This window comes from Acidimicrobiales bacterium (assembly GCA_035540975.1).
GTDB lineage: Bacteria > Actinomycetota > Acidimicrobiia > Acidimicrobiales.
On sequence record DATLFN010000144.1, the window covers coordinates 1 to 11,154 of the forward strand.

The 11,154-nt window shown below is 76.8% G+C and carries 13 protein-coding genes; 6 read left to right on the forward strand and 7 right to left on the reverse strand.

Translation table 11 applies throughout. The annotated features are described in order from the left end of the window. A partial coding sequence (locus VM242_14465; protein HVM06367.1) for a hypothetical protein occupies nt 1–387 on the reverse strand: 387 nt, incomplete at its 3' end. 76 nt (nt 388–463) lie between these two features. Between VM242_14465 and VM242_14470 the strand changes: the two genes are divergently transcribed. Next, nucleotides 464–952, forward strand: coding sequence for a hypothetical protein (locus tag VM242_14470; GenBank protein ID HVM06368.1), 489 nt, complete (start codon nt 464–466; stop codon nt 950–952). 57 nt (nt 953–1,009) lie between these two features. On the opposite strand, the gene VM242_14475 is transcribed toward VM242_14470, so the two are convergent. Then, nucleotides 1,010–1,711, reverse strand: coding sequence for a DsbA family oxidoreductase (locus tag VM242_14475; protein ID HVM06369.1), 702 nt, complete (start codon nt 1,709–1,711; stop codon nt 1,010–1,012). Between the two features lie 47 nt (nt 1,712–1,758). Then, complete coding sequence (locus VM242_14480) at nt 1,759–3,171, reverse strand: class II fumarate hydratase (GenBank protein ID HVM06370.1); 1,413 nt, start codon at nt 3,169–3,171, stop codon at nt 1,759–1,761. A 104-nt stretch (nt 3,172–3,275) separates the two neighbouring features. On the opposite strand from VM242_14480, the gene VM242_14485 reads away from it, so the two are divergent. Genes VM242_14485 through VM242_14495 form a run of 3 tightly spaced genes read left to right on the forward strand, consistent with a single transcriptional unit; the run spans nt 3,276 to nt 7,109 of the window. Beyond that, nucleotides 3,276–4,508: an NlpC/P60 family protein gene (locus tag VM242_14485; GenBank protein HVM06371.1), complete on the forward strand. Its 1,233-nt coding sequence runs from the start codon at nt 3,276–3,278 to the stop codon at nt 4,506–4,508. Between the two features lie 9 nt (nt 4,509–4,517). After that, on the forward strand, nt 4,518–6,173 hold the full coding sequence (locus tag VM242_14490) for a hypothetical protein (protein HVM06372.1): 1,656 nt from the start codon (nt 4,518–4,520) through the stop codon (nt 6,171–6,173). 3 nt (nt 6,174–6,176) lie between these two features. Then, complete coding sequence (locus VM242_14495) at nt 6,177–7,109, forward strand: zinc-binding dehydrogenase (protein ID HVM06373.1); 933 nt, start codon at nt 6,177–6,179, stop codon at nt 7,107–7,109. Nucleotides 7,110–7,341: 232 nt separating this feature from the next. Here VM242_14495 and VM242_14500 read toward each other — a convergent pair whose 3' ends face one another. Continuing rightward, nucleotides 7,342–8,133, reverse strand: coding sequence for a hypothetical protein (locus VM242_14500; protein ID HVM06374.1), 792 nt, complete (start codon nt 8,131–8,133; stop codon nt 7,342–7,344). A 108-nt stretch (nt 8,134–8,241) separates the two neighbouring features. Between VM242_14500 and VM242_14505 the strand changes: the two genes are divergently transcribed. After that, nucleotides 8,242–8,517: a hypothetical protein gene (locus tag VM242_14505; protein ID HVM06375.1), complete on the forward strand. Its 276-nt coding sequence runs from the start codon at nt 8,242–8,244 to the stop codon at nt 8,515–8,517. 23 nt (nt 8,518–8,540) lie between these two features. Here the strand turns inward: VM242_14505 and VM242_14510 are convergent, their stop codons facing one another. The 3 genes from VM242_14510 to VM242_14520 form a co-directional block, all read right to left on the reverse strand. Further along, nucleotides 8,541–8,888, reverse strand: a complete 348-nt coding sequence (locus VM242_14510; GenBank protein ID HVM06376.1) for a hypothetical protein — start codon at nt 8,886–8,888, stop codon at nt 8,541–8,543. 32 nt (nt 8,889–8,920) lie between these two features. Then, nucleotides 8,921–9,412 (reverse strand): CHRD domain-containing protein, encoded by a 492-nt coding sequence (locus VM242_14515; GenBank protein ID HVM06377.1) that lies wholly within the window; start codon nt 9,410–9,412, stop codon nt 8,921–8,923. A 185-nt stretch (nt 9,413–9,597) separates the two neighbouring features. Beyond that, nucleotides 9,598–9,978 (reverse strand): VOC family protein, encoded by a 381-nt coding sequence (locus tag VM242_14520; GenBank protein ID HVM06378.1) that lies wholly within the window; start codon nt 9,976–9,978, stop codon nt 9,598–9,600. 203 nt (nt 9,979–10,181) lie between these two features. On the opposite strand from VM242_14520, the gene VM242_14525 reads away from it, so the two are divergent. After that, on the forward strand, nt 10,182–11,030 hold the full coding sequence (locus tag VM242_14525) for a hypothetical protein (GenBank protein ID HVM06379.1): 849 nt from the start codon (nt 10,182–10,184) through the stop codon (nt 11,028–11,030). Nucleotides 11,031–11,154 lie beyond the last annotated feature (124 nt).

Genomic DNA, 11,154 nt, shown 5'->3' on the forward strand with positions numbered 1-11,154 from the left:
CGACTCCCCACCGCCCGACACGACGAGAGTGGTCACGTCGCCCCGCCGGCGCAGTCCGTCCGCCACCACCTCGGGCCACCCCACCACCACGACGGTGGCGCCGTCGGGGACGGCGGCGGCCACCGCCGCCCCCGAGGCGTCCGACTCGAGCTCGGCGGCTGCCCGCCACGCCTCGGCCACGGGATCGGCGGCGCACAACACCCGCGACGCCAGCCACCACATGGGGCCGACGTCGGGATGGCGGTCCACCAGCCGGCGGCACGCCGTCACCAGGGCGGCGGCGTCGCCGTGGAGGCGGGCCAGCGCCTCGGCCGCCTCGGGGACCAGCAGGCCGGGCCCGACGCCGGCCGCCCGGGCCACGGATCGCAGGCGTTCCATCGGGTGCATCGAGGGCACGACGCTACCCGTCCCCCGCTCCGGGCCCGTCTCGTGCGCGGAAAGGGTCGTCGGCTACCTTGCCGCCGTGGCATCCGCTCCCCCGCTCGACCTGAGCCTGGCGCCGCTCAACGGGCCGCCCCGGACGGTGGAGCAGTGGCTCACCACGTTCCACCTGGTGTTCGTGGCGCTGGACCCGTTCACCTACGAGAGTGCGTGGCTGCTGCCGACGGCCAACAGGGTCCTGCTCACCTTCCAGGAGGCGGACTGCCGCATCGCCTGGCTCGTGGCCGGCACGCCCGAGGAGTGCTACCAGTTCCTCGGCCCGTGGTCGAAGGAGGTCCTTACCTTCGCCGACCCCGACCGCGAGGCCATCAAGGCGTTCGGGATCGAGTACCTGCCGGCGATCGTCCACGTGGGGACGGATGGGTCCGTCATCGGCGCCGCCGAGGGGTGGGACCCCCTCGAGTGGCGCGCCGTGGCCAACAACCTGGCCAGGATCATGGCGTGGTCGGCGCCGACCATCCCGGCCGCCGGTGACCCGGGGCCCTACCCCGGCTCCCCCGCCCTCGGCTGACCTCGTTCATCCGTCGATCCCGCGCCAGGGGCTGGCGCGCACGCGCGAAATGAACGGTCAGCAGTCCCCGTCGGGGCCGCAGGCGTCGCCTGCCGGGCCCGGCGCCGACACGGGCTCGAGCGGCGAGCGCTCCTCCCATGCCTGCCGGAGGGCGCCGAGCAGCACGTCGGCGGGCTGGGCGCCGGCGATCCCGTAGCGGCGGTCGACCACGAAGAACGGCACCGACGTGATGCCGAGGCGGCGGGCGTCGGCCTCGTCGGCCCGGACCTCGGCGGCGTAGGCGTCACCGGCGAGGAGGCGGCGCGCCTCGGCCTCGTCCAGGCCCACGGCCACCGCCCGGCGGACCAGGGCGTCGTGGTCGGACACGGGCTCGCCCTCGGTGAAGTAGGCGGCCATCAGCCCCTCCTCCATGGCGTCCTGGAGCCCGGACGCGGCGGCCAGGTGGATCAGGCGGTGGGCGTCGAACGTGTTGCCCCGGCGGGCCCGGTCGAGGCGGAAGGCCAGTCCCTCGGCAGCCGCCACCTCGGTCACCCGGGCGTTCATGGCCCGGGCCTCGTCCCGGCTGACGCCGTACTTGGCGGCGAGGTGCTCGACCAGGTCGACGTCGTCGGCGGCCGGCGCCTTCGGGTCCAGCTCGAAGCTGCGCCACACCACCTCGACGTCGGCGGCAGAGGGGTAGCGGGCCAGGGCCGACTCGAAGCGGCGCTTGCCGACGTAGCACCACGGGCACACGACGTCCGACCAGATCTCGACCCTCATGCCCGTCCCAACGTCGGCGTCGGCAACATGCTTCCCTTCGCAACCACCTAGGGGAGGCCGCCCCGGGTGAGGTGGAGGACGTCCAGCGCCTTGTCCAGCTCGTCGTGCGTCATCCACCCGCGCTCGACCACCAGGTCGCGGATCGACCGGCCCGACCTGGTCGACTCCTTGACCACCTCGGCGGCCCGCTCGTAGCCGATGTACGGGTTGAGGGCGGTGCCGAGCGACGGCGACGACTCGGCGTAGGCCCGGCACCGGGCCTCGTCGGCCCCGACGCCGGCGACGCACGACCCCGCCATCAGCCGGCAGGCCGACGCCAGCAGCCGGACGGACTCGAGGATGTTGCGGGCCATCACCGGCATCATCACGTTGAGCTCGAGGTTCCCGGCCGAGCCGGCGAAGGCCACGGCGGCGTCGTTGCCGACGACCTGGGCGACCACCTGGACGACGGCTTCGGGGATGACCGGGTTCACCTTGCCCGGCATGATCGACGAGCCCGGTTGCAGGTCGGGCAGGCGGATCTCGGCCAGGCCGGTGCGGGGCCCGCTGGCCAGCCACCGCAGGTCGTTGGCCTGCTTGAACAGCGACACGGCGATGGTGCGCAGCGCGCCGCTGGTCTCGACGAGCGCGTCGCGGCCGCCCTGGGCCTCGAAGTGGTCGACGGCCTCGGTCAGCGGGAGCCCCGTCTCGGCCGCCAGGCGGGCGGCGACGCCCGCCCCGAACCCGGCGGGGGCGTTGATGCCCGTGCCCACGGCCGTGCCGCCGATGGGGAGCTCGGCCAGCCGGGGCAGGCACGACCTCAGCCGCTCCACGCCGAGCTCGACGGCCCGGGCCCAGCCGCCGAACTCCTGGCCGAGGGTGACGGGCGTGGCGTCCATCAGGTGGGTGCGGCCCGACTTCACGACCTCGGCGAACTCGGCCTGCTTGGCCCGCAGGGCGGCGGCCAGCGAGCCGAGGGCCGGGACGAGGTCGCCGGTGACGGCGGCGGCGGCGGCCAGGTGGATGGCGGTGGGGAACACGTCGTTCGTCGACTGCGAGGCGTTGACGTGGTCGTTCGGGTGGACCTCGCGACCGAGCCGCTCCGCCGCCAGCCCGGCGACCACCTCGTTGACGTTCATGTTCGACGACGTCCCCGAGCCGGTCTGGAACACGTCCACCGGGAACTGGTCGGCGTGCCCGCCCGCCACCAGCTCGCCGGCGGCGGCCGCGATCGCCTCGGCCATGTCCTCGTCGAGCACGCCGAGGCGGGCGTTCTCCAGCGCCGCCGCCGCCTTCACCCGGGCGAGCGCCTGCACCAGGGCGGCGTCGACGCGCTGGCCGGAGACGGGGAAGTTCTCCACCGCCCGCTGCGTGCCGGCGCCCCACCGCGCCCCGGCGGGAATGCGGACCTCGCCCATGGAGTCGCGCGCCAGGCGGCCGCCCGCCGCCTCGACCGTCGCTTCGCTCGGCTGCTCGCTCATGGCCCAGCCACCGTACCGCCGCCCCGCCCTTTCCCTGTTCCTGCCATCCCCACTACGGTTTGGCGCCAGTGCATCCGACCGGGGCGACCCCGCGTCATCGGTGGGTGGGCCAGGCGCTCGGCGTCGCCATCCTGTGCTCGTCGCTCGGCCTGGCCGGCGCCGGCTCGTCGGCGGCCGCCGCCGACCCGGTGGCGGAGAAGCGGGCCGAGGCGGAGCAACTGGCCCGCGAGCTGGAGGAGCAGGGCCGGCAGGTGAGCATCCTGGCCGAGCGGCTGAACCAGGCCCGCATCGAGGCGACCGGCGTCGAGGAGCGGGTGCGGGCTGCCGAGGCGGACCTGGCCGTAGCCGAGCGACGGCTGGCGGAGGTGCGCGCGCGCCTGCGCGACCGGGCCGTGTCGTCCTACGTCCGCAACGACACGCTCCCGATCGAGCAGATGCTGGTGAGCGGGTCGGCCAGCGACGCGGCCGTCCGGCAGGCCTACGTCGCCACCGTCGCCGGCCGGGAGCGGGCGACGATCACCAGCCTCGACCAGGTCCAGGAGGAGCGGCGCCGCCAGCGCCAGGAGCTGGATACGGCCCGCTCGTCGGCGGCGGCCGTCCTCGCCCGCGTGGACGCCGACCGCGGGGCTGCCTCCCGGGCGGCCGACGCCCGGCGGGCGACGCTGGCCAGGGTCCAGGGCGAGCTCACCGCCCTGGTCGAGGAGGAGACCCGCCGGCGGGCCGAGGCGGAGGCGCGCCGGGCCCAGGCCGAGCTGGCCGAGCGCCGGGCGCGCGAGGAGGCGGCCCGAGCGGAGGCGGCGCGCCGGGCGGAGGAGGCGGCGCGCCGGGCGGAGGAGGCCGCTCGCCGGGCGGAGGAGGCCGCTCGCCGGGTGGCCTCCACCACCGCGCCGGCCGTCACCGTCCCCCGCCTGGCCGTGACCACCACGACCAGGCGCCCCGGCCCCGCGGCGGGCGACGGCGAGGGCGGCGCCCCGGCCCGCCCGCCGGCCCCGGGGGCGGCGGCCGCCGTGGCCGAGGCCAAGAAGCAGCTCGGCAAGCCGTACGAGTGGGGGGCCGACGGCCCCGACAGCTTCGACTGCTCGGGCCTGACCCAGTGGGCGTGGAAGGCGGGGGGGCGCTCGCTGCCCCACTCCTCGGTCGCCCAGTACGGCGCCACCACGCGCGTCCCCGTCTCCGACGTGCAGGTGGGCGACCTGCTGTTCTACGGCTCGCCCATCCACCACGTCGGGATCTACGCCGGCGACGGGCAGATGGTCGAGGCGTCGGAGACGGGGACGCCCGTGCGCATGGCATCCATCTACCGGCGTGACCTGGCCGGGGTGGGGCGCGTCGGGTAGAACGCCGCCATGCCCGACGTCGGCGCCCCGGAGCTGGACGGCGCCGGCGGGTGGATCGGGGTGGCACGGCCGCTGACGATGGCGGCGCTGCGGGGCCGGGCCGTGCTGGTGTGGTTCTGGTCGGCGTCGAGCGTCGCGTGCGGGCGGCTGGTGGACGACATCCGCCCCCTGGAGGAGCTGCACGGGGAAGACCTGGTCGTCGTCGGCGTCCACTCGCCCCGGTTCCCCGAGGAGACGCGCCACGACGTGGTGGTCGACGCGGTGGCCCGCCTGGCCCTCGCCCACCCCGTCGTCGACGACGCCGACCACCGCTGCTTCGAGGCGTGGGGGGCGGACGACTGGCCGACGGTGGTGCTGGTGGGCCCGGCGGGCGACGTCGTCGGCTCGGTGTCGGGGCCGGGCTGCGGCGCCCCCCTGGCCGCCGCGGTGGCCGAGATCGTGGACCTCGTCCCCGCCCGCGCCCGGCGGCGCAAGCTGCCCGCCCCCCGGCGCCCGCTGCTCCCGCCCGGCCCGCTGGCCTTCCCGGGCAAGGTGGCGGCGTCGCCGGACGGGCGCCTGCTCGCCATCGCCGACACCGGCCACGACCAGGTCCTGGTCTGCACCCGCCACGGCGTGGTGCTGGAGGCCCACACCGGTTTCCTCGCCCCCCAGGGGGTGCGCTTCGACCGCGACGGCGGCGTGCTGGTGTGCGACACGGGCGCCGACCGGGTGGTGCGCACCGACGGCGAGGTGCTGGCCGACGAGCTGGCGTCGCCGTGGGACCTGGTGTCGCACGGGCGGGCGTGGGTCGTCGCCGAGGCGGGCGGCCACCGCATCGTGCGCATCCGCCCCGGCGAGCTCCGGGCCCGCCCGCTGGCCGGCACCGGCGAGGAGGGCGACGACGACGGGCCGTCGCCCAAGGCCACGCTGGCCCAGCCGTCGGGCGTGGCCGTGGCGGCGGCCGGCGTGGTGTTCGTCGACGCCTCGGCCAGCTCGCTGCGGCTGGTCGTGGAGGACCGGCGGGGCGCCGAGGTGTCGACGCTCGCCGGCGGCGGGTTCCTCGACTGCGGCGCCGACGACGGGCCGGGGGCGAGGGCCCGGTTCCAGCACCCCCTCGGGGTCGCCGCCTCGCCCGGCGGCGGGCCCGTGTACGTGGCCGACACGTACAACTCGGCGCTGCGGGCGTGGGACGGCGAGCGGGTGCGCACGCTCCCCGTGCGCGGGCTGCGCCACCCCGGCGGGCTCGACCTGCTGCCCGACGGCCGGCTCGTGGTGGCCGACACGGGCAACTCCCGCATCGTGGTGGTCGACCCGGCCACCGGTGCGGTCGAGCCGGTGGACGTGGACGAGACGTGGGTGCACGGCGCCGACGGCGAGCCGGTGCGGGTCCGGGCGGGGGGATGGGCCGACGTCGGCGTCGCCATCGACGTGGTCGACGAGCAGCCGGACCGGTCGGCGCCCGGGCCGCCCGTGCGGGTGACGGTGACCGCCCGCCCGGCGGAGCTGCTGGCCGGCGGGCCGCTCTCGTTCGAGCTGGACGGGCCCGACGGCCGCGTGCGCGTGAGCGGCGGTCGCCCGGGGGCGGGCGTCCTGCTGGTGGAGGTCACCGCCCGCACGCTGGGCACGGGCGGCACGCACGAGAGGGTCGCCCGGCGCCGCCACCTCCTCGACGTGACGGGGGCGTAGCCGGTGCGGGCGGCCACCCTGGTGGACGGGGAGGTCGTCGTCCGCGAGCACCCCGATCCCGTCCCCGGCACCGGCGAGGTCCTGGTGCGGGTGGCGTCGGCCGGGCTCAACCGCGCCGACCTGCTCCAGCGGGCGGGGCGGTACCCGGCGCCGCCCGGTTCGCCGCCCGACATCCCCGGCCTGGAGCTGGCCGGCGTGGTGGCGGCGGTGGGCCCCGGCGCCGCCCGCTTCCGCCCCGGCGACCGGGTGATGGCCGTGGTCGGCGGCGGCGCCCAGGCCGAGCTGTGCGTCGTCCACGAGCGGCTGGCCATGCCGGCCCCCGAGTCGCTGCCCGAGCCGGCCGCCGGCGGCTTCCCGGAGGCGGCGACCACCGCCCACGACGCCCTGTTCACCCAGTGCGGCCTGGCCATGGGCGAGCGGGTGCTGGTGACGGGGGCGGCGGGCGGCGTGGGCACGGCCGCCGTCCAGCTGGCCGCCGCCGCCGGGGCGCGGGTCACCGCCAGCGTGCGGGACCCGGCGCTGCGCCACCTCGTGGCCGACTTGGGCGCGGCCGTCGTCGCCCCCGGCGGGGAGGACGGGCCGTTCGACGTCGTCCTCGAGCTGGTGGGCGGCCCCAACCTGCCCGCCGACCTCGGCCTGCTCGGCCGCCGGGGACGCATCGCCGTCATCGGCCTGGGTGGCGGGAGCCGCGCCGAGATCGACCTGCGCGTGCTGATGGACCGCCGCGCCACCGTCCGCGGCTCCACCCTGCGGTCCCGCCCGCTCGAGGACAAGGCCGACGCGGCCCGCCGGGTCGAGTCCCAGGTGCTCCCCCTGGTCGACCGGGGCGAGGTCACCGTCGTGGTCGCCGCCGCCTTCGCCCTCGACGAGGTGGCCGCCGCCTACGAGCGGTTCGCCACGCCCGGCAAGCTGGGCAAGGTCGTCCTGGTGCCATGAGCGGTCCGGCCGCCGGGCCCGGCGCCGGCCCGGTGCCGGCGTCGTCAGAGGGCCCACCGGCCCCTGGCGGAGCGACCATCGAACGATGGGAATCGCCGGCGGCCGCTCGTGCCGCCGAAGGCGGCCTCCCCCGGCTGCCGGCCGGGAGGACAGGGCGGAGGCCGGCGGCTCCGCCGCCCGGCCGGAGCACCGCCGGCTCGGCTCGGAACCTCCGGTTCCGAGTCGATTCTCCTCACAGGGCGATGAGGCCGCCGGGAGTCGCTCGGCGGTCGGTGCCGGTGACCTGGAGGACGCCGCCGTCGCCGTCGGGCACCGACAGGGTGTTGTCGCACCCGCCGGCCGCAGTGGCCTGGTAGTTGACGGCCAGGCCGGTGGGCCGCACCCGCTCGCCGGCCCCGGTCACCGCCTCGAACCCGCTCCACCGCACGGTCACCGACGGGTGCTCGCAGCGGGCGAACACCTCCGACCACACGACGGGGCGGGCCAGGGCGTCGCCGCCCGCGTACAGGTCGCGGACCACGGTGGCGGCGCCCGTCCCCACGTCGGCCACCTCGCCCCGCCACGCCCCCGCCCCGGCGGGCGAACGGGACACCCGCAGCCGGTACGGCCGGCCCGGCTCCCAGGGAAGGTCCCGGGTGTTGGGGTCGTCCGGTGCGCTGGGCAGGGGCGAGGCGCTCCCCCGCAGCAGCCCGCCGCCGGGGGCGTAGCCGCCCCAGTTGACGGCCCGCCCGCCGGGGTGGCGCCGGTTCCACTGGAGGCCGACGTGGGCGGCCCCCCGGTCCGCGCCGCGGTCCACGAAGGCGACCTGGAGGGCCCAGAAGTACAGGCGGTCGACGGCGGGCGGGGTGACCACCTCCAGCACGGCCGACACCTCCACCAGCGGCGGCACCGGCGGCAGCACCCACGTCAGGTGGAACGACGAAGCGCCGTTGGCGGACGTCGGCTCGCCCGACAGGCGGGGGCCACCGGTGCCGACGGCGCGCCCCAGCGCCCGGCGCCACCACGGCTGCGACGGAGGGGCCATCGTGCGGACTCTACGATTCGGGGCGGGTGACCGGGGGGCCCACCACAGGAGGTACGACGACGTGGCCCATCCCACCCCGACCGTCACCGTCCCGGCCGAGGGCCCGGCATGAGCGACATCGTGGTGACCGCCATGGGCCCCGACCGCTTCGGCGTGCAGGTCCACGAGGCGGGCGGCGTGGAGACCAGCCACGTCGTCACCGTCCCCCAGGGGTTCCTCGACGACCTGGGCATCGACGCGCCGCCCGGCGACGTGGTGCGGGAGTCGATCGCCTTCCTCCTCGACCGCGAGCCGGCGACGTCGATCCTGGCGGAGTTCGAGCTGCCGGTGATCTCCGAGTACTTCGGCGACTACCCCGACGAGCTGCGCCGCCGCCTGGCCTGACGCCGGCGGCCGTGCCGGCCGGGTCAGCTCTCGTCGACGAAGGGCGCCCGGCCGGCCGGGTTGGGGAACTCCCCGGCGGCGTCGCCGTACTCGGCCTCGATGGCGGCGGCGTCGCGGCGCAGCTCCTCGCGCACGGAGTCCAGCGTCTCCTGGATGGAGCCGGCGCCGCCCGTGCCGGAGCCGCCGGTCAGCTGCGCGCTCTGGCCCCGGCTCTGCTGCTCGGCCGCCAGCAGCCCCGCCAGCGCGTGCCACAGGGCGGCGCGGCGGGGCTCCTCGTTCCCGGCGCGACGGACGGCCAGGAGCAGCTGGACCCGGAGGTAGTCGTCGTCCAGGTCGGCGATGGCGGAGGTGAGATCGGGGGTGTCGGGCATGCCGTCCACCCTACGTGGGCGGCATGCGGCCGCTACCCGAGCTGGGCCCGCATGACGCCGGCCGGGTGGGGATTGTTGTGGAGGTTGACGTAGTACGCCTCGGGGTTGCGGATGATCGTCCGCAGCAGCTCCCGGTCGGCGGGCACGCAGTGGGTGCCCGTCGGGTAGGCGTTCGGCGCCGTGCTGCCCCCGAACAGGGGGATGACGACCGGGCCGGCGAAGCCGGCGGGCGCCACGTGGATGTGGGCGGCGTTGGGCAGGCTCTCGCCCGCCGTCATGGTGATCTCGCCGACCGCCCAGCACACCTCCTCCTGCCCCGGGTTCAGCCGCAGCTCGATCGACCCGTGGTCGGCGTCGCCGTGCGGGTTGATCGGGACGCCGGCCCCGTTGAACTCCTCGGCGCCGCTCATGACCAGCCGGAAGGGCCGTCCCCCGTCGTCGCCGGCAGCCGTGCCGCCGGCCAGCACCAACCCCGCGGCCGCCATCGCCGCCGCGCCGATGACCCGTGCCCGCCTGGTTCCCATGCCGCCCTCCCTGGTTCGTCCGAGATGGTCCGGGGGACCGGCGTGCCACCGGCGGGCGGTGCGCCGCCGGGGCCGTGCCGTTCGCCCGGACCGAGCATGAACGTCCCGATCAGGGGCGTCAAGGGCAGTTCGGGGCGTACGCCCTATTCTGCGCGGTAGTGTCGCCCACCGCCTCGCCCGGGCGGTCACACCCGCCGGCGCAGGGGGTGGTGGTCGGGCACCTCCACCAGGCACAGCTCGTTGCCCTCGGGGTCCTCCAGCCACGCCTCGACCAGCCCCCACGGCATCGCCTCCGCCGCCCGGACGACGCGGACACCGGCGTCGCGCAGGCGCCGCTCCTCCCGCCGCACGTCGGGGACCTGGAGCCAGAGAGTCACGGGGCCCGACCGGCCGGGACCGCCGGCCAGCTCCAGGAAGCCGCCGCCGAGGAACAGCACGACACCGGTGACCGTCCCGTCCGCCCCGTACTCCCGGTACACCCGCAACCCGAGCGTGCCCTCGTAGAACCGGCGCATGCCGGCGAGGTCGGGGGTCCGGTAGATGACGCGGCTCGAAAGGACCTCCATGGGCCCATCCTGGCTCGCCGCAGGCCCGTGCGCCCGACCCGCCCGGCGGTCCGGCGCCCGAAGGCATTCCCCGCTCCGGGGGCCGACATCACCTCCCCCCGCCGGCGCCCCGTGCCGTGTAACGCAAGCCGCCGGAGGAGGACGGGACGGGCGTGAGCGGCGACGACCATTCCTCGATCCCTAAGGCCGATCGGAGCGATCGGATGCTGGCGCCCACCCGCTGGGTGGCCACCGCCGTCGTCCCCGTGCTGGTGGCCGCCTTCGTCCTCCTCTACGGCTTCCCCGACCGCACCCAGGAGCTGTGGGGCTGGATGGTGTGCCCCTCCATGTCGGCCCTCGTGATGGGCGGCGGCTACCTCTCCGGCGCCTACCTGTTCCTCCGGGTCGCCCGCAGCAGGGAGTGGCACCGCGTCGGCGTCGGGTTCCTCGCCACCACCGTGTTCAGCTCCATACTCCTGGCCACGACCGTCCTCCACTGGAGCCGGTTCAACCACGACCACGTGTCGTTCTGGGCGTGGCTGGTCCTCTACGGCGCCACCCCGTTCCTGCTGCCCGTCCTGTGGCGGAACAACCGGCGACTCGACCCCGGCGTGCCGTCGGCGACCGACGCCGTCGTGCCCCGGTCGCTGCGGGCGGCCGTCGGGACGGGCGGGGCCCTCCAGCTCGGCTTCGCGGCCGTCATGTTCGGGTGGCCGTCGGCCGCGGCCGAGGTGTGGCCGTGGCCGCTGGAGGTGGCGACGTCCCGGTCCCTCAGCGCCTTCGTGGCGTTCCCGGCCGTGACCTGGCTGTGCTTCTGGTTCGACTCCCGGTGGAGCAGCTTCCGCATCACGACCCAGGTGGCGACCATGGGCCTGGTGCTCGTCGGCCTCGGCGCCCTGCGGGCCGGCGACGAGTTCCAGGCGGGCTGGCAGACGCCCGCCTACGCCGTGACCCTCGTGGCAGCCGTGGCCGCCAACGTCGCGCTCCACCTGGCGATGGACCGGCGGGCGAGGGCCGCCTCCGGGCGGCTGCCGCACATGGACGTCGCCGCCGCGCCGCTGCCCGTCGCCTGACCGCTCCGTCGCCGCGCCAGCTGGTCCGGGGACCGGCGGCCGGGGCGCCGGGGGCGGTAGCGGACCGGCTCGGCTACAGGCGCAGCGCCAGCTGGTCGGCCGCCGGTGCCGGCGGCGGAAGGGC

Bases quoted from the DNA above. Each gene is read 5' to 3' on its own strand.
- VM242_14475 (HVM06369.1), bottom strand. From the start codon at position 1,711: ATGAGGGTCGAGATCTGGTCGGACGTCGTGTGCCCGTGGTGCTACGTC.
- VM242_14480 (HVM06370.1), bottom strand. From the start codon at position 3,171: ATGAGCGAGCAGCCGAGCGAAGCGACGGTCGAGGCGGCGGGCGGCCGC.
- VM242_14490 (HVM06372.1), top strand. From the start codon at position 4,518: ATGCCCGACGTCGGCGCCCCGGAGCTGGACGGCGCCGGCGGGTGGATC.
- VM242_14500 (HVM06374.1), bottom strand. From the start codon at position 8,133: ATGGCCCCTCCGTCGCAGCCGTGGTGGCGCCGGGCGCTGGGGCGCGCC.
- VM242_14505 (HVM06375.1), top strand. From the start codon at position 8,242: ATGAGCGACATCGTGGTGACCGCCATGGGCCCCGACCGCTTCGGCGTG.
- VM242_14510 (HVM06376.1), bottom strand. From the start codon at position 8,888: ATGCCCGACACCCCCGATCTCACCTCCGCCATCGCCGACCTGGACGAC.
- VM242_14515 (HVM06377.1), bottom strand. From the start codon at position 9,412: ATGGGAACCAGGCGGGCACGGGTCATCGGCGCGGCGGCGATGGCGGCC.
- VM242_14520 (HVM06378.1), bottom strand. From the start codon at position 9,978: ATGGAGGTCCTTTCGAGCCGCGTCATCTACCGGACCCCCGACCTCGCC.
- VM242_14525 (HVM06379.1), top strand. From the start codon at position 10,182: ATGCTGGCGCCCACCCGCTGGGTGGCCACCGCCGTCGTCCCCGTGCTG.